The sequence below is a fragment of the Chryseomicrobium palamuruense genome (assembly GCF_042649045.1).
Taxonomy (GTDB): Bacteria; Bacillota; Bacilli; order Bacillales_A; family Planococcaceae; genus Chryseomicrobium; species Chryseomicrobium palamuruense.
In genome coordinates this window covers 381,407-405,525 of record NZ_JBHSEF010000026.1, presented here as the reverse complement: position 1 = coordinate 405,525, position 24,119 = coordinate 381,407, and the positions used below count along the sequence as shown (strand labels likewise).

Sequence of the window (24,119 nt, the reverse complement as noted above, 5' to 3'; positions counted from 1 at the left end):
TTCAGACATGGCCAGTAAAAGCGCCTTATAGGCGCAGAGCAAACCACCAGTTCTACTGGTGGTTATGATTTAAGAAACGGGCTGTTTGTCACGCCACTCAAGATATTCGTCATAAGAAAGTTGTTTATCCAGAATAGATCCATCTGGAAGGATTTCGATGACACGGTTCGCAATCGTTTCGATGAACTGATGGTCATGAGATGTGAAGATCATCGCGCCTTTAAAGGTAATCAATCCGTTGTTTAATGCTTGGATCGATTCAAGGTCTAAGTGGTTTGTTGGTTCGTCGAATAACAACACATTTGACTCTGAAAGCATCATTTTTGATAGCATACAACGTACTTTCTCTCCACCGGAAAGAACAGAAGGTTTCTTCTTCACTTCTTCTCCTGAGAACAGCATACGTCCTAAGAATCCACGTAAGAACGTTTCACTCTCATCATCTGGTGAATATTGACGTAACCAGTCGACTAGTGATGTCTCACTACCTTCAAAATAACGCTGATTGTCTATTGGGAAATAGGCACGTGTCGTCGTTACACCCCAACGAACTGTTCCTGATGTCGGCTCTTCTTCTTCAGCTAAAATACGAAGAAGGGCAGATTTCGCAAGTTCATCTCCAAGTAAAATGATCTTGTCATCTTTGTTCAACATGAAATGAGCATCTTTTAGTAATGTATGACCTTCTTGTTCATAGGTTAGGCCTTGTACTTGAAGAACGTCATTTCCTATTTCTCGTTTCATCGAGAAGTTGACGTATGGATATTTACGAGAAGATGGACGAATATCATCCAGCTCAATCTTTTCGAGTGTCTTTTTACGTGACGTCGCTTGCTTAGATTTCGAAGCATTTGCACTAAAACGGGCTACGAAAGCTTGAAGCTCTTTAATTTTCTCTTCTTTTTTCTTGTTCTGATCTTGTGCCATCTTCAGTGCAAGTTGACTTGATTCATACCAGAAGTCATAGTTCCCGACATAAACTTGTATCTTTCCAAAGTCGAGGTCGGCAATATGTGTACATACTTTATTTAAGAAGTGACGGTCGTGAGAGACCACAATAACGGTGTTTTCAAAGTTGATTAAGAATTCTTCTAGCCACTGAATCGCTTTTAGGTCCAAGTGGTTGGTCGGCTCATCTAGTAAAAGAACATCTGGCTTACCGAACAAGGCTTGTGCAAGGAGTACTTTCACTTTGTCTGACCCGTTCAATTCACTCATTTTTTTCGTGTGGAGCTCTTCAGCAATTCCAAGACCTTGTAGGAGGATAGCTGCTTCTGACTCAGCTTCCCATCCGTTCATGTCCGCAAATTCGCCTTCAAGTTCAGCAGCACGCATGCCGTCTTCATCAGAAAAATCTTCTTTCATGTAGATAGCGTTCTTTTCATTCATCACTTCATACAATCGTTTATGACCCATCATGACTGTTTCAATGACTTGATGTTCTTCATAGGCGAAGTGATCCTGCTTCAAAACAGCAAGACGCTCGTCTGTTCCCAAAGAAACATGACCTTCTTGAGGTTCTAGATCACCTGACAATATTTTAATAAATGTTGATTTTCCGGCACCATTGGCTCCGATTAACCCGTAACAGTTACCTGCAGTAAATTTAATATTTACATCTTCAAATAGTTTACGGTCACCAAAACGTAAACTAACTTCACTTACTTGAATCATTTAATTTCCTCCTTAACACACAATCATTTCATTATACCATGAATGTGTAAAAAGTCACTTCCAGTTCGACTCAATAAATTCATCACGTCCCGATGCTTCTCGGTCTTTCTTGTAATATTCGGGCTCTTTTTTGTAAAAGTCTTGGTGATACTCTTCTGCTGTGTAGAATGTAGAGGCAGGGAGGATGCGTGTGACGATAGGTTGTGAGAACTTCCCACTGGATGCCAATTCGTTTTTTGCGGCAAGCGCTGTTTCTTCCTGTTCCTCTGTATAATAGAAAATCGCCGTACGGTACTGATCCCCACGGTCTTGGAACTGACCCTCATCATCTGTTGGGTCAATTTGCTGCCAGTAAATCTCGAGCAGCTGCTCATACGGGAAGAGAGTTGGGTCAAATTCAATTTCCACGACTTCTAGATGTCCCGTCGTTCCTGTCTTCACTTGCTCATACGTAGGGTTATCCACATGACCACCCATATATCCTGACGTCACTTTATGAATACCGTCGTACGAATCAAACGGTTTGACCATGCACCAGAAACAGCCACCAGCAAATGTTGCTTTTTCCATTTGTCTACCTCCTAAATGTTTTGCTTCAAAGATTTTATCACTTCTTGCAAAAGTATGAAACTACCAACGCTTGTTTTACGTTATGATAAGAATAGAAAGGGGTAAGTCTATGGAACAACGCACAGAATTACGAAGACGCCGAAAGAGAAGGTCACCAGTTAAAGCATTCTTCAAAGTGGGTCTCTTACTCGTCGTACTATTGATTGCTTACGGGATCTTTACGTTTTGGCAAGGTCTACAACTCGCAGATAATGAAGCGGCCAGAGAGCCTTTTAACGGAACACCATACGAATCAGGGAGAATGAATGTCTTGTTACTCGGTGTAGATAGTCGAGGCGAAGAACAGTCTCGAACGGATACAATGATGATTGCGTCATGGGATCCGGATACGAATGATGTACGACTCATCTCCTTGATGCGAGATATATATGCAACGATTCCGGGGTACCAGTCCTATAAATTAAACACTGCCTATTACCTTGGTGGTGCGGAACTGACGAAACAAACGGTTGAAGAGATGTTTGATGTCCCGATTCACCACTACGCACTTATCGATTTTACTAGTTTTGAAACGATGGTGGATGTCATCGCACCAGATGGCATTGAAGTCGATGTAGAAAAAGACATGTCTGAAAAAATTGGTGTCAGCCTTACAAAAGGCGTACACCGTCTGAATGGAAAAGAACTTCTCGGCTATGCACGATTCCGTGCCGATGAAGAAGGGGATTTCGGTCGTGTGGGCCGCCAACAGCTCGTTATTGAAGCACTCGGGAATGAACTGACAAACCCAATGAACTTCCACCGCCTCCCGAAATTTGCAGGGGCACTCAATGGATATGTCCAGACCGATGTGGGGGCATCAGAAAAAGTACGTTACTTGATCGATGCCATACTGGGTGGGAAAGTCGAGACTGAGCGTCTAACAATCCCTCAAGAAGGGGCGTACTGGTACAATTCCTATAACCATGCTGGCAGTGTGATTGAGCTCGATCAAGAAGCAGCTCGCACCGCCATTCACGACTTCTTACAGTAGGGGGAGTAGAAAGTGTTCGATGAGAAAAAACCAAGCTTTTTTGATACGCGTTTTATTCAATTTATGGGCGGAAAGAACACCATCTTTGCGCTCATTCTGATTGTGCTTGTCGGTCTTTCGATTTTTATCTTTGACCTTGTGTCTTTTGTCTTTAATCCACTGACTGTGTTTTTAGGGAATGTGGTCCTGCCGATTATTCTCGCGACAATCGTCTATTATTTACTTCGACCTGTACTCAGACTACTTGAAAGTTTGAAGATACCGCGTATATGGGGAATTCTCATTTTATTTATTGCGGTCATCGGGTTGGTTACGCTACTCGTGTTTTTAATATTCCCATTTTTGAAGACGCAGTCCATTCGTTTTGTGGAAAACTTCCCAGAAGATTTCCGTATACTTGTAAATAACATCACGGTATGGCTTCAAGGATCGATGTTCTCTGAATATTATGCGACGGTAGAAGAGGATTTTAATGAAATGATTCAAGACCTCCCAGCTCAGATTGGCGTGTTTTTCCAAGACACCTTTACACGTGTCGCTTCCGGAGTTACGTCCATCATCGGCGCGATCACAAGTTTTATTTTAGCTATTGTCACAGTTCCATTCATTGTCTTCTATCTACTGAAAGACGGGGAAAAATTGCCGCAATATGTGTTACGCCTGTTGCCACCACGCATGCGAGAAGAGACGGCAGATGTCTTTCAATCCATTGATAAACAAATCAGTTCGTATATCCAAGGGCAGCTTCTCGTGTCAGCAGCTATTGGAGTCATGGTATTTATTGGATTTAGCATCATCCAGATGCCGTATGCGCTACTTCTAGGGTCGATCGCAATGGTCACAAGCGTCGTTCCCTATCTTGGGCCGATTATCGCTATCACTCCAGCGGTTATCATCGCTCTTGTCATGTCTCCGTGGATGCTTTTGAAACTTGCTGCCGTGTGGACGGTTGTCCAGCTTGTGGAAGGGAAGTTTATCTCACCACAGATTATGGGAAAAACATTACATATCCATCCGATTACGATCATTTTTGTGTTGGTCACCTCAGGGGCCTTATTTGGAGTAGCTGGTGTTATTCTCGGAATCCCTGGATATGCTATAGTAAAAGTAATCGTTACCCACTTCTTCCATCTCTTTAAGATGCGCTATAATCGATATGAGCCGGTCGTGGATAACCATTACGAATATGTTTCCAAAACAAATAAGGTGGAGTAAGTATGAACAGTTTTGAGTCAAAAATTACCAAAGACAACATCACTATCGAAACCGTGGTCGACCATACGAATATCGAACACGGGATCAATCTCTCAGGTACTATTTATATTGAAGGGGTAGAGAGTGATGATGTATTAGAAACTCTTCGTCTTGTAGTTTGTAAGAAAAACACGAAAGAAATTTTGACGAAACAATCTTTTGAACTCGTTGGAACCGTTGCCTCAAAAGGGACACAGATGATTCCATTTGAAATTATTCCGGATGAACGTTGGCTACCGGCGGAAGGAGAAGAGGAAACTCATTTAACACTTCAAACCGTTGCCCTCTTTTTTGACGGAAGCAGCGAAGAAGATGAAAGCGAACTAATTTTTGATATTGAAGAATAGCTTGTCAGCTGTATTGTGAAGTGCTAAAATGACAGCAACATCTAAACTAAATACTTATTATCAAGAGAAGCTGAGGGACATGGCCCGAGGACGCTTCAGCAACCTCTGCCTAGCAGAAAGGTGCTCCCTCCATCAAGTGCTGACTTGGAAGATAATGCTTACCGACACTCTGCCCTTGTATGGGTCGAGTGTTTTTTATTTCAAAGGAGTGAAGAAGAATGCCCATCAATCTACCGAAAGATCTACCTGTTATTGAAAAATTAAAAGAAGAGAACATCTTTGTGATGGACTCGGACCGTGCCCATACCCAAGATATTCGTCCACTGGAAGTCTTGATTGTCAATTTAATGCCCGAAAAAGAAAAGACCGAGCACCAGTTGCTTCGTCTGCTCGGGAATACACCTTTACAGACCAATGTGACTTTTCTACGTATGACAAGCTACCAGCCGAAAAATGTAAGTAGCAGTCACCTGGAGCAGTTTTATGCTGTATTTGAGGAAATCCAGGACCGTCGTTTTGACGGCATGATCATCACCGGGGCGCCAGTCGAGCAGATGTCTTTTGAAGAAGTAGACTACTGGCCGGAAATCGTCACCTTGTTATTTTGGGCAAAAACACATGTAACGTCTACATTATCGATTTGCTGGGGTGCTCAGGCAGTTCTTTATCATGAGTTCGGTATTGATAAAGAGGCACTTCCTCAGAAATGTTCAGGTGTTTACCCGCATCAATTATTGACACCACATAGTCCACTCGTAAGAGGGTTTAACGATACGTTTTTAGCTCCACATTCACGTCATACAACAGTCGGGTATGACAAGATTTTGAAGCAGCCAGAACTTGAAACTGTGGCGGTTTCAGATGAAGCGGGTGTGTTTTTGATCCAGTCGAAGGATCAGCGTCATATAATGGCGACAGGTCACTTGGAATATGATGCGACGACACTTCGAGATGAATATGAGCGAGATGTGGCAAAAGGAATTCCTTGTTCCGTACCGGAGAACTATTTCCCTGAAGATAACCCGAAGAATGTTCCACAAAACACATGGAGGGCGCATACGCATCTGTTGTTTTCGAACTGGTTAAACTACTATGTATACCAGCAGACCCCATTTGAATGGAGCAGTACTAAATGAATTTTAACGAGAGAATTAAAGCGGCTTTTGGAGAACGAGGGGAGAGGTGGCTCGAAACTTTACCGGAACGCATTCAAAAGATAACAGCAGTTGAAGGAATAAGCTCTGTCCAGCCTTTCACTAATTTGTCCTATAATTACGTAGCAAGAGCTTTAAGAAGCGATGAATCTGTCGTCTTAAAAATCGGACTTCCTGGATATGATTTCAACAATGAGATACTCGCGCTACAAACATTCCCTAAAGACGCAATTGCATCTTTAGTATCTGCCAACTCGATTGAAGGCTACTATATTATGGAGAGTATTTCACCTGGAGAGCCTTTGAATGTCAAATTCTCCGACACGAGAACAAACGTTCGAATATTTGTAGAACAGTGGGGGAGGTTGCATCAAACGTCTTCACTACAAGAGAAACAGACTACTCATGAATTGCCACACATTAATGTATGGTTTGAGGTGTTAATGAATAAAACTGATCACGTTCCTACAAATTGGTTGGATACAGCACGTGCCGCACAGCAAAGATTAAACCAACTAAATCAAGACACGATTTTACATGGTGATATGCATCATGAAAATATATTATGGGATGAAACGCGGGGATTTACTATCATTGATCCAAAAGGCGTCATAGGTCATGCATATTATGATTGTGTTCAGTTTTTATTTAACAAAAATGAATCCGTTGAAGAATTTGCTGAAAAAGTGAAGTTACTCTCTGACGAGTATAATTTTGATCAGCAAGAACTACTGGATGCGATAAAAGCTTTAGGAATGGTGTATCTGCTATGGGCTTATGAAGATAAAGATCCAGAAGCGAAAGAAAGGTATAACATGATGAAGTGGGTTATGGGTAACTAACACACCTGATGAAGGAAGGGACAAGAGATTTAAAAATTTGTTCGATTTATCCATATTAACCGTATACCAAGATATAATATCCTACGAAACAATGCCAAAAAAATACACCCTAATTGTTAGATACAAACAACAATTAGGGTGTATTTTTTTGGATTAATTTACGAATGAAGAATTATCAACGATTAAGACAAAATTAATTAAGATACGTTAGATACAATGACAGCCGTATACACGAACAGACTTTCAATCTATTCATCTCTTTAATATTCTATAAAAGTTTTGACAAACTAAATAATAGAGAGGAATACATCTACATATAGTAATAAAGTGCAATATTTGAAAGTGTGTGATTAAAATGATTTACGTTTCATTCAAGTTTGAATAGACAACATCGTAAAAAATTTTAAGAGAGTGAGGATTTCACAATTGCAATATAGTCAGAATCGGTCCAATAATTTCATCCTGATATTTCTGCTACTTTTCGCCATCAGCTTCGTTACTGTAAGTCCCGCTTTTGGTTCTAATGAATTTAGCTTTTCTACTTTTCAACAATTAAATACGATTTTTCTTAGTATATTGATTGAGGCAATTCCTTTTGTATTAATAGGTGTTTTAATTGCAGGTTTTATTCAAATCTTTATTACAGAAGAACACATTCGGGCAAGACTACCAAAAAATAAAGTGCAGGCTGTTTTCATGAGTTGTGTGGTCGGTGCATTATTCCCTGCCTGTGAATGCGGAATTGTACCAATTGTTCGTCGATTAATAGAGAAAGGCGTGCCTTTATATGCAGGAGTTGGATTTCTATTAACGGGACCTCTTATCAATCCAATAGTTATTTTATCAACCTATATGGCATTTGGAAACGATATGAAGATGGCTTTATTACGAATGGGTGTTGGATTTGTCGCAGCTTTAACCATTGCGTTAGTAATCAGCTATTTATTCAAATCAAATCAACTCAAACAAAAAGAACGCTCATTATCTCAAGTGAAAACAAAACAACTACCTCTTTTTCAAAGAGTGAAAGGGATGCTTGAGCATTCCATCGATGAATTTTTTGATATGAGTAAATATCTTATTATAGGTGCATTTGTAGCAGCTGCTTTGCAAACATATGTATCTGCACAAACCCTTTTACTGTTTGGGGATGGTGTGTATCAATCGATGATTGTAATGATGGCGATGGCATTCTTCTTATCCTTATGTTCAGAAGCAGATGCTTTCATTGGAGCTTCATTTAAAAATATTTTTCCTTCGTCTTCCATTCTTGCGTTTTTAGTTTATGGCCCAATGATTGACTTGAAAAATACAATTATGTTGTTAAATGTCTTCAAAGCAAAGTTCGTTTTTATATTATTTATTCTCATCACATTGATTGTATTTTTATTTGTTAGTCTTGTTAGTGGCATATAAGAAATGTAGTTATTGGCAATTAAAGTTATGCAATATCTTGTGAATAAAACTAGCTTTATACTGAGAGTGGTCATGATAGGCTAGCTATGCCAAGCAAGCATATTGGTTGCTCTCTTGCCTGGTTTCATGACCAAGGAGGCTCAGTGTAAAGCGTCAACAGGAATGTATAAAAATACGATTAGGAGAGTTTTCTTAATTGCCATTTCATGCAAAAGTTAACTGCCAAATACAGTTAGTCTGACTAACTTCATAGAGGGAGTATAAAATGCAGTTTCACTTACATCAATTCTTAAAAGCGTTGATCTTAGGCTTATTTGCTTTGTTTTTTATTATGTTGCATACCACGGGGGATATCACTAAATATATCAACCCTAAATATGATTATATTAGTAAAATTGCGGCAAGTATTTTTATCATCTTGTTTCTAATACAACTTTTCCGTATATTGCAGAAGAAACAGCGTCATCACCATATTTGTTCGTCAGGATGCGACCACGACCATAATCATGGGAATGGACATTTAAATTTAGCTAGAATTATTGGGTTATGTGTTATGGTATTTCCATTAGTCACAGGGTTTGCTTTTGGTCCAGCTACACTTAATTCGAGCATTGCAGCTAATAAAGGGGCTTTTTTTTCAAAAGTTGACCAAAGTAATGACAATACAAATGATAACCAGTCTTTAACGGAAAATGCAGAATCATTAGCTGAAAAGGAGAATATCGATATTTACGCTGATGAAAACATTCCATTGCCTAATAACAATATTCTGACGGACGATGAATACAAGGAAAAGCTAAAGACGTTAGAGTCAGGTACGATTCAAATGAGTGAGGATATGTTTAGCTCTTTTTATGGAGCCATTAACGAAACTCCAGCTAACTACAATGGAAGATCAATCAAGATAAGTGGCTTTGTTTTTAGAGATGAAGGGTTCAATTCCAATCAGCTTGTTGTATCTCGTTTTATGATAACCCATTGTATAGCAGACGCGAGCATTCTAGGATTTCTTACGGAGTTCGAAGAAACAAACATGTTTCCAGAAGATACGTGGCTTGAAATCGAAGGGGTTTTAGACACTACAAATTTCGATGGCTTTGAAATGCCAATCATAAAAGCAACCAATTGGAAAGTAATTAATGAACCTGACGAACCATATGTATATCCAGTTTTAACATTAATTCAGTAGTAATATTTTCATCAATGGACATGAAGGAGACCAATAGAGGTCTCTTTTTGTTTTCTAAAAATTAGTTTCCATAATATATATTATCTAAAGTTGTATTTCATACTAGAGTATACTTGATATATTGAAAAATAAGAATGAAAAAAGCCCAAATCATTGATTTGAGCTTAAGGTTATAATTATCTTCTTTATTTATAATATTTTTTGCAAATGATTTAAGTTCTCTCAGAGTTTTTACATCTATTTGCTCAATTTGATTTTCGATATAGCCACTGCTGCTTCTGCTCCAGTAATCATTAACGAACCTCATATATTCGATTTGTTTTATGGTTTTATCAGTTTGAACCCCATAATTTTACCCTCTTTTTCTGGATCCATTAAGAAACTTCCATTTGAATACCGATCGACTGATTTTAAATCCTTCACAAGAAGTCCTTCGCCTAAACCAACATCAAGTATCGGTACTAAGACATCTTCTGGTGCAGCGTATTCAACGTCAACAATTCGATGTGGATTCGATTTCAGCTCACGTAACACGACCACTCCCCGTTTTGCACGGGCACTAGGTTCCAGTTCTTTCCGGGCAAGCTTTTTAACAGCCCCTCGGTGTGTGACAAGCACATAATGATAATTGGTATCTTTCTCCATCATAGTGAGTGATACGACAGTATCATTGTCTTTTAGATTAATTGCTTTTACGCCGCCTGTCTTCACTCCAGTGATAGGCACTTCATCAAGTGAATAACTAAGTCCGTAAGCTCCTACTGTAAAGAGCGCTAAATCATCAGACGGTTTAGCAAGCTTGACAGCAATCATTACATCGCCTTTTTTCAGTTTCATCGCTTTTAATGTGCGGTTGTAGCGCTGAACATAAAATTCGGCTAATAAGGAGCGTTTGATCATCCCTTGCGCAGAAACCGTAATGACAGTGTAGTCGAGATCAAAGGATTCAATCGCTTCTGCATGGATAATTTGTTCAGTTGGCTCAAGCTGTACAATACTTGAAATATGCTGTCCTAGGTCTTTCCAGCGAATTTCAGGAAGCTCATGGACCGGCTGATAAATATAATTGCCGAGCGATGTAAACAGAAGCAAATGATGCTGCGTGTTTGATGTCAGGTCTAGTAATAAGTGATCTGATTCTTTCATCGCAAAATCTTTCCCGTTAGAAGCCTGATACGAACGTAAACTTGTCCGCTTGATGTACCCTTCCCGCGTCACTGTCACACGTACGTCTTCACTTGGAATCAAAACGTCGAGCGTTAATTTAATTTCTTCAATGTCATCTTCAATCACGGAACGACGAGATTCGGCATACGTTTTACGAAGGTCTTGGAGTTCTTTCTTGATGACACGCATCAATTTTTTCTCGTCTCCAAGAATCCCTTCTAATTGACTAACCGTTTTATGAAGTTCCGCTTCTTCTTGTTGAAGCGCGGTAATATCGGTGTTGGTTAAACGATAAAGCTGCAACGATACAATAGCTTCCGCTTGCTCTTCCGTAAATGCATACTTTGTTTTTAGATTCTCTTTTGCGTCACGCTTGTCTTTAGAAGCACGGATGGTCGCAATGACTTCGTCTAAAATGGATAAAGCCTTCATTAAACCTTCTACAATGTGCAAACGCGCTTTTGCACGTTTTAGATCGTAATCGGAACGTCTGCGGATCACATTTTTTTGGTGCTCTAAATACGCATCTAGCATAAGTGGGAGCGTCATCATCATCGGACGGCGATTATGAATCGCAATCATATTGAAGTTATACGACACTTGTAAATCTGTGTTCTTCAGTAAATACTGCAGAATCCCATGCGCATCCACATCTTTTTTCATTTCAATCACAATTCGTAAACCTGTTCGATCCGATTCATCACGGATATCCGCGATGCCATCGAGACGCTTGTCAGAACGTTGTTCGTCCATTCGTTTCACAAGGTTCGCTTTGTTCACTTCAAAAGGAAGCTCTGTGATGACAATCTGTTGCTTATTCCCTTTGATAGCTTCGATTTCGGTTTTGGAACGAACAATAATCTTTCCTTTACCCGTTTCGTACGCTTTCTTTATCCCTTCGACACCTTGAATAATGCCACCCGTAGGGAAATCAGGACCTTTTAGGACGGTCATCAGTTCGTCGACAGTGACTGCTGAGTTTTCCATATACATGAAAAGTGCATCAATCACTTCGTGCAGTGCATGTGGCGGGATATCTGTAGCATATCCTGCAGAGATCCCTGTCGAACCGTTCACAAGTAAGTTCGGGAAACGAGCTGGGAGCACAGTAGGCTCTTTATCGGAATCATCGAAGTTCGGAATAAAATCAACGGTTTCTTTTTGGATATCTCGTAAAAGTTCAGAAGATATCGCGGAGAGACGAGCTTCTGTATAACGCATCGCTGCCGGCGGATCGCCGTCAACAGATCCATTATTCCCGTGCATCTCGACAAGTACGTTACGAAGCTTCCAGTCTTGACTCATTCGGACCATTGCCTCATAAACAGAGCTATCTCCGTGCGGATGATAATTCCCGATGACGTTACCGACAGTCTTTGCTGACTTCCGGAACGCTTTGTCGTGTGTGTTACCTTCATGGTGCATCGCATAAAGAATACGACGTTGCACTGGTTTTAATCCGTCCCGAGCATCAGGTAATGCTCGGTCTTGAATGATGTATTTACTATAGCGTCCAAAGCGGTCACCAATAACCTCTTCTAGGGGTAAATCTTGAAAACGTTCAGCTTGGGTCATTGAATCTCACTCTCCATATGAATACGTTCATTTTCTAATATTGTGCCCTCTTCTTCTAGACTGAAGTCAACATGACTCTCAATCCACTTACGGCGTGGTTCTACTTTATCGCCCATCAGTGTCGTCACACGACGTTCGGCGCGGCTACCGTCTTCAATCGTGACACGGATGAGAGTGCGTGTCTCAGGATTCATGGTCGTCTCCCATAATTGATCGGCATTCATCTCACCTAGACCTTTGTAGCGCTGGAGACCATAACCTTTTCCAATCTTTTCGATGGATGCTTGAAGCTCCTTCTCTGTCCAAGCATACGTACTCACTTCTTTCTTTCCAGCTCCTTTGAACACTTTATAAAGCGGAGGAAGTGCAATGTAAACCTTCCCAGCTTCAATTAGTGGTTTCATATAGCGGTAGAAGAACGTGAGAAGCAGGACTTGTATATGAGCCCCATCGGTATCGGCATCCGTCATAATGACGATTTTGTCGTAGGCGATATCATCTACTGTAAAGTCGGCACCAACACCTCCGCCAATCGCATGAATGATTGTTGAGATCTCTTCATTTTTCATGATGTCGACGAGCTTTGCTTTTTCCGTATTTATAACTTTCCCTCGTAATGGCAAGATGGCCTGAAACGAACGGTCACGCCCTTGTTTCGCGGAACCACCGGCAGAATCTCCCTCCACCAGGTACAGTTCATTACGTTTTGCGTTTCGTGACTGTGCAGGTGTTAGTTTACCGGAAAGTATTGTATTATTTTTCTTGTTCTTCTTCCCTGTACGGGCTTCTTCACGAGCTTTACGTGCCGCTTCACGTGCTTGTTGGGCACGGATCGCTTTACGGATCAGAGACGCTGTTAAGTCTGCATTTTCTTCTAAAATGTACTGAAGTTTCTCAGACACAACCGTATCGACCGCGCTACGCGCTTCGTTCGTTCCGAGCTTCCCTTTCGTTTGGCCTTCGAATTGCAAGAGGTTCTCAGGGATACGCACAGAGATAATCGCAGCAACTCCTTCACGAATGTCGGCACCGTCGAGGTTTTTATCTTTCTCTTTGAGTAACCCTGTTTTTCGTGCGTAATCATTAAACACGCGAGTGAGTGCTGCTTTCGCACCTGTCTCATGTGTGCCGCCATCACGCGTCCGGACATTGTTTACAAACGATAAAATGGTTTCTGAGTACCCGTCATTGTACTGGAAGGCAAACTCAACTTCAATCTCTGATTGCGTCCCTTCCATATAAAAGACAGGGTGAAGCGTGTCTTTCTCTTCATTTAAATAAGAAACAAATGCTTCGATCCCTGTTTCATAGAAGTAGACTTCCGTAGTGTCTGTCCGTACATCTTTCAATGTGATGCGTAGACCTTTTAAAAGGAACGCGGATTCTCGAAGTCGTTCGCTTAGTGTTTCAAAATTGTATTTGGTCACCGAAAAAATGGACGGGTCAGGTAAGAAATGAACCAATGTCCCTGTCTCTTTTGTTTTCCCTGTCTCATGAAGGGCCACTTCGACTTTTCCACCGTGACTAAAGCGCTGGAAAAACTTTTTGCCATCTCTATGAATCTCCACATTGACGTAACTCGACAAGGCATTAACTACTGAGGCACCTACCCCATGTAGTCCTCCACTGGTTTTGTATCCTCCCTGACCAAACTTTCCTCCTGCATGAAGGACGGTAAAAATCACCTCTGCAGTTGGTTTCCCGGTCTTATGTGTTCCGGTTGGCATTCCGCGCCCGTAATCACGAACGGAAATACTGTTGTCTTCATGAATGGTCACATCGATCTGGTTTCCGAATCCAGCTAAGCTTTCATCGACAGCGTTATCGACAATTTCATAAACGAGGTGATGAAGCCCGCGTGTGTCTGTTGATCCGATATACATTCCAGGTCGTTTGCGGACAGCCTCTAAACCCTCTAATACTTGAATATCATCATCCGTGTAGGATGTTAATGTCTGTTTCGCCAAAATATTCTCCCCTATCAAACGTGTGTTCTATTTTTAACGATACGCTTGTCCTCGTGTTGTGTCAACCGCTGGACCGTCATTCTCTAAGTGTAATGAAACAGTGAAAAGAATGCAATGCAGTCTGTCCAATCAAAATTAGGTTATGGTAAACTGAATATACGGAGTAATGACTAAAAGGAGAGTCCTATGACAATTGTATTGATGATTATACTAGCCTACCTGCTGGGATCAATTCCGACAGGTCTAATTATTGGAAAAGCATTCTTTAAAACCGATATTCGTGAGCACGGCTCAGGGAACTTAGGAGGAACGAATACATTCCGCGTACTCGGAAAGCCAGCCGGTATCATTGTGTCGCTGATCGACATTTTAAAAGGAACAGCAGCAGTACTCTTACCTCTTCTGCCTTTCTTTGCAGAAACAGCTATTCACCCACTCATTCTTGGTGCTGTGGCGGTGATTGGACATATGTATCCGATATTTGCCGGGTTCCGCGGTGGGAAAGCGGTCGCGACATCGGCAGGTGTATTGCTCGGGTATAACTGGGTGTTTTTCGTCATCTTACTTGGATTGTTCTTCTTGTTATTGAAATTGACGAAAATGGTCTCGTTAACATCCATCTTATTAGCCATTATCGCTTTTCTGATGGCCGTCGGTTCGCATTTCTTGATTGAGCCAGACATAGCCCTTATCCTATTAATAACGGTACTGATGATATTTATTGTGTATCGTCACCGTGCAAACATTTCGCGGATTCGACAAGGTACAGAACCAAAAATCACGTGGATCTAGGATGTGAGAAGATGAAAATTACAGTCACAGAAGATGCGATGAATTGGTTTCAAACAGAAATGGAAGCCATATCTGGAGAGTCTATTCAATTTTATGCCCGCTACGGTGGAAGCAGCAAACTGCATGAAGGCTTCACTCTCGGCTTGACGAAGTCAGAACCAGATGAAGTGGGTGTTTCACTCGAACAACAGGGCATTCGTTTCTTTATTGAAGAACAAGATCTATGGTATTTTGATAATCACGACCTCATCGTTAATTTAAATGAGGATCGCCATGAAATTGAATTTGATTATATAAAAAGATCGTAGCCACTTTGGTTACGATCTTTTTGTTTTAAGAAAACGATCATATTGTTCGTTCATCCCCTCTTCACGAAGAACACGCTCCTGGATCTCCCCAAACAAATCGTAATGTGGATAGCCCTCTTTACGATCGATCCATTCCTTTTTAAGATTGTATTCCCTTCCCCATTCCGCCAGTTTAGAAAGGTCCGAACACCCTACTTTCGTTACGGATGTGGATTCTGGAAAGCGTGAATCTAGCCAGTAGTGCGTCAATATCGCAATCTCTCCTGCTTCAATCTTTCTTTTCCAGTTGATGAGCTCTTGTCGGTTAATGCCAAAAGCCATTAGACATTCACGCACGCTTTCGCATAAGCTTCGTGCCACTCAACATCCACTTTTTGTAAGGAGACGGGTCGGAATGTTTCCTTATGTACAAGTGTATGGATGGTTTTCGCAGTGGCAGCCACCGAGCCATCTTCTTTGATTACTTCATATCCGTAGATGGTTTTCAATCGACTATAGCTGTCAATCCATGTTTTCACGGTCACTGTTTCCCCATATCGTACACTCTGCTTGTACTGAATGGAGACATCAAGGACCGGCGAGAGATATCCTTTTTGTTCAAGACCTGCATAATCAAATCCTAGATCTTTAATCAGTTGGGTTCTTCCCATTTCAAGCCACACTAAATAATTGGCATGATAGACAACGCCCATCTGGTCGGTTTCTGCATAGCGTACTTCCACTGATTTTATACTCTTCATCATTTTCACCTCTCCTAGTAGTATACCTTATCCGGACTTCGGACGGGCTACCCCTTATATTATTCTAATATATAAATATAATATACTGCTATTATATTAAAATAATATTGATTTTACACTTCTCCTATTGGATATAAGTACAATTTATAATTGGGTTTTGGAACAAAAAAACTTGCCTTCCCCATAGTGGAGAAGACAAGTTTAGGAATGAATTATGCTTCTAACATTTTGTTACGAAGTACCATTTGAAGGATTCCGCCATGGCGGTAGTAATCTACTTCTACTTCTGAATCGAAGCGAGCAAGTACTTGGAATGTTTTTTCAGAGCCGTTTTTCGCTTTTGCAGTTACAGTTAGGATATCACGTGGTTTTACGCCTTCAGCAATGTTCACGCTGATTTCTTCTGTTCCTTTTAAGCCTAAAGATTCTGCACTCTCACCTGGCATGAATTGAAGTGGAAGTACACCCATCATCACAAGGTTTGAACGGTGAATACGCTCGTAGCTCTCTGCGATAACTGTTTTGATTCCAAGAAGGTTCGTACCCTTCGCAGCCCAGTCACGTGAAGATCCCATCCCGTAATCTTTACCAGCAAGTACAACAAGTCCTGTACCGTCTTGTTGGTATTTCATCGCTGCATCATAGATCGCCATGATTTCACCAGTTGGCCAGTAAGTCGTATAACCACCCTCTGTACCTGGTGCGACTTGGTTACGGATACGAATGTTTGCGAATGTACCACGCATCATCACTTCATGGTTCCCGCGGCGAGAACCGTATGAGTTGAAGTCACGGATCTCTACACCGTTTTCACGAAGGTAGCGACCTGCTGGTGTATCTTTCCCAATCGCTCCCGCTGGAGAGATGTGGTCCGTTGTAATAGAATCGCCAAATTTCGCCACGACGCGAAGTCCAGCTAGAGTTTGAATGGCTTGTGGCTCTTTCGATAGACCTTCGAAGAACGGTGGGTTCTGGATGTATGTTGAGTTCTCATCAAATGCATACAGGTCATCGTCTGGAGTTTCAATGGCATTCCACTTTTCGTTCTCTGTGAATACGCGTGCATACTCTTTACGGAACAATTCTGGAGTTACAGTTGAGCGAACCGCTTCTTTCACTTCTTCCGTAGTTGGCCAGATGTCTTTGAAGAACACGTCGTTGCCATCTTTGTCTTGACCGATTGGGTCGTTTTGAAGATCGATATCGACGGTACCAGCAAGTGCATATGCCACAACTAGTGGTGGAGAAGCTAAGTAGTTTGCTCTTACTAATGGGTGAACACGGCCTTCGAAGTTACGGTTACCAGATAACACAGAAGTTACTAGTAGATCGTTGTCAATGATGCCTTGCTCGATTTCAGGAAGAAGTGGTCCTGAGTTTCCGATACATGTTGTACAACCGTATCCTACTAAGTTGAAACCGATTTGCTCAAGAGATGAAAGCAAGCCTGAATCTTGTAGGTAGCCTGTTACAACTTTTGAACCTGGTGCTAAAGAAGTCTTTACGTAAGCAGGTGGAGTTAATCCTTTTTCAACTGCTTTTTTCGCAACTAGACCTGCACCAAGCATTACGTATGGGTTAGATGTATTCGTACAAGATGTGATAGCAGCGATGGCTACAGCACCTGTAGGAATCGTAACTTCTTTGCCATCTAGCTCGATTGTCGCTGTTTTTGCGAACTCTTTTTTCGACAAACCAAATCCTTGGTTTCCTTGTGGAGCCACAACTGCTTTGTTGAATTCTTCTTTCATTGCTGAAAGTGGAATTAAGTCTTGTGGACGTTTAGGACCTGATAGGTTTGGTTCAATTGCAGATAGATCAAGCTCGATGATGTCTGTATACGTTGGTTCTACTGAATCTGCAGTGAAGAACATATCGTTCGCTTGTAAGTAAGCTTTTACCACTTCAATGTTCTCGTCTTCACGACCCGTTAAACGCATGTAATCAAGTGCTTCTTCGTCTACTGGGAAGAAACCACATGTTGCACCGTATTCAGGAGCCATGTTAGCGATTGTCGCACGGTCAGCTAGTGGCAGCTGAACTACGCCAGGTCCGAAGAACTCGACGAATTTCCCTACAACACCATGTTTACGTAAAACTTCAGTCACTTTAAGTGCTAAGTCAGTTGCTGTCGTTCCGTTTGGAAGGTCGCCAACTAAACGTACACCGATAACTTCAGGGATTGGGAAGTAGGAAGGTTGACCAAGCATTCCAGCCTCAGCCTCGATACCACCAACACCCCATCCAAGTACACCGATACCGTTAATCATCGTTGTATGAGAATCTGTACCAACAAGTGTATCTGGGAATGTTTCGAATGTACCATCTTCGTTTTCAACAGCATGGACAACGTTCGCTAAGTACTCTAAGTTAACTTGGTGAACGATCCCTGTTGCTGGTGGAACTGCGCGGTAGTTGTCGTATGCTTTTTGAGCCCAGCTAAGGAACTGGTAACGCTCCGCATTACGTTCAAACTCAAGCTCCATGTTCAGGCGAAGCGCGTCGTTTGTACCGTATTTGTCAACTTGTACAGAGTGGTCAATGACAAGGTCAACAGGAATTTCAGGATTGATCTTTGAAGGGTCCCCCCCCATTTTAGCCATTGCTGAACGTAGTGCAGCAAGGTCAACGACTACAGGAACTCCTGTGAAGTCTTGTAGGATAACGCGTGAAGGTTTGAATGGTACCTCTGCTTCTGGGTCGTTTTCTTTGCCCCAGTTTGCAAGCTTACCAACGTGATCTTCTTTAATCACATATCCGTCATATTGACGAAGTACAGATTCTAGAAGGACTTTGATGGAATATGGCAGACGTGAGACGTTTGCGATTCCTGCTTCTTCTAAAGCTTTTAGTCGGTAATAGTTGTACGTTTTGCCATTCACTTCGAAAGAAGCGCGGCTTTCATGTAGATTGCTTTTTGCCATCGTGTTTCCTCCTTTACATTCTTGAAAGAGACATGGTGTCGCTTTTCTCCACTATTAATCATACGCTAGACGACTTGATAAGTAAATTACATTAAAATTATTAATCTTAATAAGTAATTCTTATGAGTTCAGCTGTTGACGAATCCGTTTTAATTGTTCAGTATGGCGTTTTTCGTGATAACCAATATAATCGTACCACTGCTTTACTTTTAGTCTCATAAATACAGGATGTTTTGCAGAATCCTTTAATCGTCCGGCGGATTTATGCTTTTTATATTGTTCGATCAGCTGCATGCGACGGGAGAACAGATGGTTTAAGATCTCATCTTTTGATATATCCCCAAGTTCTGGTTGCAACATGCCCGGTGCTTCTACTTTAATCTGACGCATCGTCGTAAGTCGGACGGGTTTGTAGACGGCACCTTTTGCTTCTATTTTCTCGTCTGCTAATTGCTCCATTACATACCCTTCCATTTTCCATAAGTGTTCACATAATTCTTTCGCGCTCCACGTATCGGCATCGGGTTTTTGATTGATTTCTTCATCGGAAAACTGATGGAACTCTTTTACTAATTCTTCTCTTGCTTCATTTAGCAACTCTAGTGTACGCATCTTCTTCCTCCTCACAGACAAAAAGAGTGGAAAGCTCATCCACTCTTTTAGTAAAATTGAATAAAATCAAAAGCGAGTGTTACAACAAATGCGGTGTGTAAGATGGCGAACCAAGTTCCATGCTTAGTCCACTTGACATGCATGTCACGATCCATAATTGTTGCCTCCTTTATTTTTTAGTATACAATTTTTCAGAACATTTTTAAAATAATATGGCCGAAAGGTGGATAAAAATGAAAGAAGCATTACTAGTGGTCGATTATACATTTGATTTTGTAGCGGATGAGGGATCCCTCACGTGCGGAAAGCCAGGTCAAGTCATTGAAAAAAGGATTGTAGAACTTTGTGAGATATTTTTAAAAGAGCAACATGAAATCGTCTTTCCAGTCGATCTTCACTTTAAATATGACCCATTCCATCCCGAAACCAAGCTCTTTCCCCCGCATAATATTGAAGGAACGTCTGGTCGAGATTTATATGGGAGTTTGAATACCTTTTATCAAAACCATAAAGAAAGCATTTATTGGATGGATAAACGCAGATACAGCTCGTTTAGTGGAACCAACTTAGATCAATACTTGAGAGAACGCGGTGTCACTCATGTTCATATAGTTGGTGTATGCACCGACATCTGTGTCCTCCACACGGCGGTCGATGCCTATAATCTAGGATATCAAATCACGGTACATCGAGATGCGGTCGCTTCGTTTGATCCGGAAGGTCATGCGTGGGCACTTCGCCACTTTGAAACAACTTTAGGTGCCATTGTAAAATAATTTTTAATAAAAGGTTTATGATTCTTTGTCGACGGTTATATAGAGAGTGTACTCATACACTAACATTAGACAAGGAGTGAAAGACATGGGATTCATTTTATACTTAATAATTGGTGGTATCATCGGATGGTTGGCTGGACTTATTCTTGGTAAAGATATTCCTGGTGGTATTGTCGGAAACATCATTGCAGGTATTATCGGTGCTTGGGTCGGTGGACTTCTATTCTCTGACTTTGGTCCAACAGTTTGGGGAATGGCCATCATTCCAGCATTGATCGGTGCGATCTTAGTGGTCTTCATCGTATCATTCATCTTAAAATCGATGCGTAAAGCAGCATAACCAGAAAAAAGCCTCCGCTTGGAGGCTTTTTTATTGGCTTCGTGTGACTCGTTCGGGGTACTTTTCTTCGTACTGCGCAAAAAAGTACAAGATGTCTTTGACATATGCGTCGCTTCGATTGTAATTGAAGATGGCTCGTTCCAATTCTCCATCCGCTGCTCCATTCGCCCCTAAATAGTTCGCAGCACTGAAAACAGCATCATAAATATTATAAGGGTCTGCGATTCCGTCTCCGTCCCCGTCCACCCCGTATCCCCCATATACAGCAATCACTTTCGGATTGGTTTTGTCTTCAACTGGAATCTCTCCCTGTCCGAGACCGCTACATGTCGGGTGTGACCACCCAACAAATGTGCAAGGCATAAACTGCATATGTCCTTCCGCTCCTACTGGAGACAGAAGTGGGTCCATCGTAGAAAAGCGTGTTTCAATTCGGTGATGAGCAGCGAGTAATTGCCAAGGCACCCCGTACTCCGCCTCAGCCGATTGATAGACATCTATGTATTCTTCCGGAATCTCAGGGTCTCTGAATTCGATAGCTTTCGATGAAATGAACTGATTCACTTCGTGTGCCCACGGTATGTTTTGCAGTTCATGCCATCCAATGACACTGATAAAATAACCGACCACTAAAATAGGCGCAAGGAGCGCTGCAGCCCATAGCCGTATCGTAATTTGTTTGGAGACTTTCTTTTTCATTCGGTCCGCTTCCCCCTATATATGCTTCTTCTATCATACACCGTTCTACCCAATGAAAAAACTGTCCGCCCGGGACAGTTAGTTTTCTTCTGATAAAGCTTTCATATCTTGGGTGATTTCCTCGACCGGAACATTGCTGACACCGCTGTAGCTCTTCACCACAATTCCTTCTTGATCAACTAAGTAAAAACTTGTCCCGTGAATCACTTGATCCGAGTTCGGATCGTTCTGGACTGCTGTTTTAAATGAATTACGTGCAAATTGGGAGATGAACGTCTGGTCGTACCCAGTCAGTAGTTCCCACTTTGATTCATCCGTTAATTCATACATTCCCAAGTACTCTGTCAGCACTTCCGGTGTATCCACGTCAGGGTCAACGCTAAATGCAACGATTTTATAGCCTTCTACCCCTTCTGCTTCCAATGACTCTTGGATATCCGTCATATTAGCCGTCATCGGCGGACAAACGGTGGCACAGTTCGTGAAAATAAATGTTGCGAGCCAAATCTCGCCTTTTAGATCTTCTAGGGCCAGTGTTTCATTTCGGTGGGTCGTGAATGAGAAATCTTCTACTTCCCAGTTTGTCTGTGCTTCAAAGCCACCACCGCACCCTGTTAGGACCAGTAGAGAGGCTATAAGCATCAGCATCCATCGTTTCATGTGATCACTCCTCATCACTATTCATCATAGACTGAAACGAAGTGGCATTCAATCCGTAAGTTCTTACACTTTTGTGACAGGAGCAATGGTCACGAGGACGTCGCGTATCGCTTCTAAGCGAGATTCGATGCGATGGAGTAAATAAAACGACACCACGACCGGAAACCCGATTTCTTGGATGAGTTGAATCCACTGTTCCATGCTGTTCCCTCCTTTCTATAAAAAAAGTCTCCTCGGGATAGAGGAGACTTATCGATTAGATCAGTTCTTGGACTTGTCGTTCCACGATTTGGGCACCGTGAATGGTCGTGACTGGTGATCCATCCACAAAGAACAGGGACGAGGCAATGATGGCATTCATTGCTTGTGTCACTTCTACACCCGTCAGCGTCTCGGTCGGCTCATCGACCGATAGCAGCATCGTCTTGCCCGCTGCATTCGCAAATTCCAGTTGTAAGGTTTTCGCCATGTCTGTATTCCTCCTTTACGAATTAGTAGATGTCGCTGATTTGCTGTTTTTCTGCACCGATCAATGCTTTAGATGATAAGCTGCTAAATGCGTCTGCTGCTTGCACCATCTGGTCGGCGGTTGCACTTTCAAGCATTCCTGAATACGTTTTGACTTTACGTTTCGGTTTGCCGTCGATTGTGAGTCCGTCATCATACACTAAACGAAGGACTGCACTTTTAAAGTTATACGCTGCCATGTTCTCACCCCCTTCACACACTAAATAGAAAAGTTCTGTGAAAAGGGACACCTCTGGATGAAATTCTGTTCGGAAACTTGTATACTTATCTCGAGGTGAACGACTGTGCTTGAAGGTTGGTTTTTGTGGTTTATATTATTTTGGGTCGTCGTGCTGATTTCATTGATGGCCATCGGTGGCTATTTCATGTTCCGCAAGTTTTTAAAAGCGCTCCCGAAAGAAGATGGAAAATCGGATCTCGATTGGGAATCCTATTATGTCGACCAAACGATTCATCTATGGTCGGATGAACAAAAAGCATTGCTGAATGAACTGGTCGAGCCTGTTCCAGAACTGTTCCGTCCTGTAGCCAAGCAAAAGATCGCAGGACGTATTGGTCAGCTCGCACTAGAGGAAAAGGCAGATGCCATCACTCAGGAGCTATTAATCCGTGGGTATATATTAGCTACGCCTAAACGGGACCATAAGTTTTTACGTAAAAAGATGGATGAATTAAAAATCGATCTTACTTCGTATGAATCCTATTTTCACTAAAAAGAGACCGCTCACATCACCTGTGAACGGTCTCTTTTTGTATGTCTTTGTATTTTTTATACATCATCAGGCGCCACGGAACTATCATGCCAAAAGCGAGTAACCAGAACATGCCGCTGAGTTCTCCTACATGGATTTCACTGCTAAGGAGCAACTTGAGTAGAATCCGAACGATCAAGAGTCCAACAAGGATAAATAAAAATGCCTTAGATGGCTTCAAATAGATGTCCCCGGCCCGGTGCTCAAAATTGGAAGTTTTGATGAGCAGGATAGAAAACAACATCCCGACAGCGATGGCTTCGAGTACGTTGATCCAAGGTACTCGAAAGAACGGAAACATGAACATCAGCGCTCCCGTGGACATGAAGAGTGGCGGTAGCAAAATCTTTTTTGTACTTGCTGGTCGTTTCGCAGCTTTACTGCGGAGGATGGTAAGAAGAGTACCCATCACAACCGCACTGACGAGAGAAAACGTGACAAGCAGTTCTTGCGAGATCCAGTTAGGCATCTTCTCCACACCACTCTTCTAGCTCCTGCAAACGTAGCTTTAGCTCTTCCATCGGAACAAATCGTGCGAAGCGCTGCATCTCGCGTCCTTCTTTCCACAACAGTACAACCGGTGCTGTAAAGAGACCAAGTTGCCCCGCCACTTCCGGAACATTTGCGATATTCACTTTATAGAATGGAATGTGATAATCTTCCTCAATCGCTTCGACTTGCGGGAGTAACCCGTCACATACCGAACAGCCTGTTGTCTTCACAAATAAGAGACCGATACGTTCGTCTTCCCAGGCGTGAAGCCACTGATCATATGAAGTGATTTCTTTCATGACTCATTG

At 41.9% G+C, this 24,119-nt stretch carries 27 protein-coding genes and 1 riboswitch; of the genes, 12 read left to right on the top strand and 15 right to left on the bottom strand.

From position 1 onward, the window contains the following. Window positions 1–69: 69 nt before the first annotated feature. Together ACFO0S_RS14415 and msrA are read right to left on the bottom strand one after the other, a co-directional pair. Window positions 70–1,674 carry an ABC-F family ATP-binding cassette domain-containing protein gene (locus ACFO0S_RS14415; protein ID WP_378142790.1) on the bottom strand — a complete coding sequence of 535 codons (1,605 nt, stop codon included), beginning with the start codon at window positions 1,672–1,674 and terminating at the stop codon, window positions 70–72. A gap of 54 nt (window positions 1,675–1,728) precedes the next feature. Continuing rightward, window positions 1,729–2,244 (bottom strand): peptide-methionine (S)-S-oxide reductase MsrA, encoded by a 516-nt coding sequence (gene msrA, locus ACFO0S_RS14410; RefSeq protein WP_378142789.1) that lies wholly within the window; start codon window positions 2,242–2,244, stop codon window positions 1,729–1,731. 109 nt (window positions 2,245–2,353) lie between these two features. On the opposite strand from msrA, the gene ACFO0S_RS14405 reads away from it, so the two are divergent. The 7 genes from ACFO0S_RS14405 to ACFO0S_RS14375 all read left to right on the top strand — a co-directional run bounded on the left by ACFO0S_RS14405 (window position 2,354) and on the right by ACFO0S_RS14375 (window position 9,479). Beyond that, the gene (locus tag ACFO0S_RS14405) at window positions 2,354–3,277 is read left to right on the top strand and encodes an LCP family protein (RefSeq protein ID WP_378142788.1); all 924 of its coding nucleotides are present in this window, start codon (window positions 2,354–2,356) and stop codon (window positions 3,275–3,277) included. Between the two features lie 63 nt (window positions 3,278–3,340). Next, the gene (locus ACFO0S_RS14400) at window positions 3,341–4,492 is read left to right on the top strand and encodes an AI-2E family transporter (RefSeq protein ID WP_378142804.1); all 1,152 of its coding nucleotides are present in this window, start codon (window positions 3,341–3,343) and stop codon (window positions 4,490–4,492) included. 2 nt (window positions 4,493–4,494) lie between these two features. Next, window positions 4,495–4,878 carry a hypothetical protein gene (locus ACFO0S_RS14395; RefSeq protein WP_378142787.1) on the top strand — a complete coding sequence of 128 codons (384 nt, stop codon included), beginning with the start codon at window positions 4,495–4,497 and terminating at the stop codon, window positions 4,876–4,878. A 54-nt stretch (window positions 4,879–4,932) separates the two neighbouring features. Further along, window positions 4,933–5,036, top strand: a riboswitch (SAM riboswitch). Between the two features lie 60 nt (window positions 5,037–5,096). After that, window positions 5,097–6,014 (top strand): homoserine O-acetyltransferase MetA, encoded by a 918-nt coding sequence (gene metA, locus ACFO0S_RS14390; protein ID WP_378142786.1) that lies wholly within the window; start codon window positions 5,097–5,099, stop codon window positions 6,012–6,014. Beyond that, window positions 6,011–6,874, top strand: coding sequence for an aminoglycoside phosphotransferase family protein (locus tag ACFO0S_RS14385; RefSeq protein ID WP_378142785.1), 864 nt, complete (start codon window positions 6,011–6,013; stop codon window positions 6,872–6,874). The genes metA and ACFO0S_RS14385 overlap by 4 nt, the downstream gene beginning before the upstream one ends. A gap of 486 nt (window positions 6,875–7,360) precedes the next feature. Continuing rightward, window positions 7,361–8,290 carry a permease gene (locus ACFO0S_RS14380; protein WP_378142803.1) on the top strand — a complete coding sequence of 310 codons (930 nt, stop codon included), beginning with the start codon at window positions 7,361–7,363 and terminating at the stop codon, window positions 8,288–8,290. A 265-nt stretch (window positions 8,291–8,555) separates the two neighbouring features. Further along, entirely contained in the window at window positions 8,556–9,479 is a 924-nt protein-coding gene (locus tag ACFO0S_RS14375) for a TIGR03943 family putative permease subunit (protein ID WP_378142784.1), read from the top strand. Between the two features lie 321 nt (window positions 9,480–9,800). Here the strand turns inward: ACFO0S_RS14375 and parC are convergent, their stop codons facing one another. Both parC and parE read right to left on the bottom strand, forming a co-directional pair. Continuing rightward, window positions 9,801–12,221 carry a DNA topoisomerase IV subunit A gene (gene parC / locus ACFO0S_RS14370; RefSeq protein WP_378142783.1) on the bottom strand — a complete coding sequence of 807 codons (2,421 nt, stop codon included), beginning with the start codon at window positions 12,219–12,221 and terminating at the stop codon, window positions 9,801–9,803. Further along, the gene (gene parE, locus ACFO0S_RS14365) at window positions 12,218–14,188 is read right to left on the bottom strand and encodes a DNA topoisomerase IV subunit B (RefSeq protein WP_378142782.1); all 1,971 of its coding nucleotides are present in this window, start codon (window positions 14,186–14,188) and stop codon (window positions 12,218–12,220) included. Before parE ends, parC begins: the two co-directional genes overlap by 4 nt. A 186-nt stretch (window positions 14,189–14,374) precedes the next feature. On the opposite strand from parE, the gene plsY reads away from it, so the two are divergent. Next, window positions 14,375–14,980 (top strand): glycerol-3-phosphate 1-O-acyltransferase PlsY, encoded by a 606-nt coding sequence (plsY, locus tag ACFO0S_RS14360; protein WP_378142781.1) that lies wholly within the window; start codon window positions 14,375–14,377, stop codon window positions 14,978–14,980. 11 nt (window positions 14,981–14,991) lie between these two features. Further along, window positions 14,992–15,288 (top strand): HesB/YadR/YfhF family protein, encoded by a 297-nt coding sequence (locus ACFO0S_RS14355; RefSeq protein WP_378142780.1) that lies wholly within the window; start codon window positions 14,992–14,994, stop codon window positions 15,286–15,288. Between the two features lie 9 nt (window positions 15,289–15,297). On the opposite strand, the gene ACFO0S_RS14350 is transcribed toward ACFO0S_RS14355, so the two are convergent. The 4 genes from ACFO0S_RS14350 to ACFO0S_RS14335 all read right to left on the bottom strand — a co-directional run bounded on the left by ACFO0S_RS14350 (window position 15,298) and on the right by ACFO0S_RS14335 (window position 19,564). Then, on the bottom strand, window positions 15,298–15,609 hold the full coding sequence (locus ACFO0S_RS14350) for a hypothetical protein (protein WP_378142779.1): 312 nt from the start codon (window positions 15,607–15,609) through the stop codon (window positions 15,298–15,300). Then, entirely contained in the window at window positions 15,609–16,031 is a 423-nt protein-coding gene (locus ACFO0S_RS14345) for an acyl-CoA thioesterase (RefSeq protein WP_378142778.1), read from the bottom strand. Before ACFO0S_RS14345 ends, ACFO0S_RS14350 begins: the two co-directional genes overlap by 1 nt. Before the next feature lie 209 nt (window positions 16,032–16,240). Beyond that, window positions 16,241–18,952, bottom strand: coding sequence for an aconitate hydratase AcnA (gene acnA / locus ACFO0S_RS14340; RefSeq protein WP_378142777.1), 2,712 nt, complete (start codon window positions 18,950–18,952; stop codon window positions 16,241–16,243). Window positions 18,953–19,072: 120 nt separating this feature from the next. Next, complete coding sequence (locus tag ACFO0S_RS14335; protein ID WP_378142776.1) at window positions 19,073–19,564, bottom strand: DinB family protein; 492 nt, start codon at window positions 19,562–19,564, stop codon at window positions 19,073–19,075. A 233-nt stretch (window positions 19,565–19,797) separates the two neighbouring features. Between ACFO0S_RS14335 and ACFO0S_RS14330 the strand changes: the two genes are divergently transcribed. Together ACFO0S_RS14330 and ACFO0S_RS14325 are read left to right on the top strand one after the other, a co-directional pair. Continuing rightward, complete coding sequence (locus ACFO0S_RS14330) at window positions 19,798–20,340, top strand: cysteine hydrolase family protein (RefSeq protein ID WP_378142775.1); 543 nt, start codon at window positions 19,798–19,800, stop codon at window positions 20,338–20,340. Window positions 20,341–20,425: 85 nt separating this feature from the next. Beyond that, the gene (locus tag ACFO0S_RS14325) at window positions 20,426–20,680 is read left to right on the top strand and encodes a GlsB/YeaQ/YmgE family stress response membrane protein (RefSeq protein ID WP_378142774.1); all 255 of its coding nucleotides are present in this window, start codon (window positions 20,426–20,428) and stop codon (window positions 20,678–20,680) included. Window positions 20,681–20,710: 30 nt separating this feature from the next. Here the strand turns inward: ACFO0S_RS14325 and ACFO0S_RS14320 are convergent, their stop codons facing one another. The 5 genes from ACFO0S_RS14320 to ACFO0S_RS14300 form a co-directional block, all read right to left on the bottom strand. Next, complete coding sequence (locus ACFO0S_RS14320; RefSeq protein WP_378142773.1) at window positions 20,711–21,379, bottom strand: lytic transglycosylase domain-containing protein; 669 nt, start codon at window positions 21,377–21,379, stop codon at window positions 20,711–20,713. A gap of 78 nt (window positions 21,380–21,457) precedes the next feature. Beyond that, window positions 21,458–22,039, bottom strand: coding sequence for an SCO family protein (locus tag ACFO0S_RS14315; protein ID WP_378142772.1), 582 nt, complete (start codon window positions 22,037–22,039; stop codon window positions 21,458–21,460). A 63-nt stretch (window positions 22,040–22,102) separates the two neighbouring features. Beyond that, complete coding sequence (locus ACFO0S_RS14310) at window positions 22,103–22,240, bottom strand: YvrJ family protein (protein WP_378142771.1); 138 nt, start codon at window positions 22,238–22,240, stop codon at window positions 22,103–22,105. A 55-nt stretch (window positions 22,241–22,295) separates the two neighbouring features. Continuing rightward, window positions 22,296–22,508 (bottom strand): DUF2922 domain-containing protein, encoded by a 213-nt coding sequence (locus ACFO0S_RS14305; RefSeq protein ID WP_378142770.1) that lies wholly within the window; start codon window positions 22,506–22,508, stop codon window positions 22,296–22,298. Window positions 22,509–22,530: 22 nt separating this feature from the next. Next, window positions 22,531–22,746 carry a DUF1659 domain-containing protein gene (locus ACFO0S_RS14300; protein ID WP_378142769.1) on the bottom strand — a complete coding sequence of 72 codons (216 nt, stop codon included), beginning with the start codon at window positions 22,744–22,746 and terminating at the stop codon, window positions 22,531–22,533. A gap of 105 nt (window positions 22,747–22,851) precedes the next feature. Between ACFO0S_RS14300 and ACFO0S_RS14295 the strand changes: the two genes are divergently transcribed. Then, window positions 22,852–23,280: a DUF2621 domain-containing protein gene (locus ACFO0S_RS14295; protein ID WP_378142768.1), complete on the top strand. Its 429-nt coding sequence runs from the start codon at window positions 22,852–22,854 to the stop codon at window positions 23,278–23,280. 16 nt (window positions 23,281–23,296) lie between these two features. Here ACFO0S_RS14295 and ACFO0S_RS14290 read toward each other — a convergent pair whose 3' ends face one another. Together ACFO0S_RS14290 and ACFO0S_RS14285 are read right to left on the bottom strand one after the other, a co-directional pair. After that, window positions 23,297–23,788, bottom strand: coding sequence for a CcdC family protein (locus ACFO0S_RS14290; RefSeq protein WP_378142767.1), 492 nt, complete (start codon window positions 23,786–23,788; stop codon window positions 23,297–23,299). After that, on the bottom strand, window positions 23,781–24,110 hold the full coding sequence (locus ACFO0S_RS14285; protein WP_378142766.1) for a thioredoxin family protein: 330 nt from the start codon (window positions 24,108–24,110) through the stop codon (window positions 23,781–23,783). Before ACFO0S_RS14285 ends, ACFO0S_RS14290 begins: the two co-directional genes overlap by 8 nt. Between the last annotated feature and the right edge of the window lie 9 nt (window positions 24,111–24,119).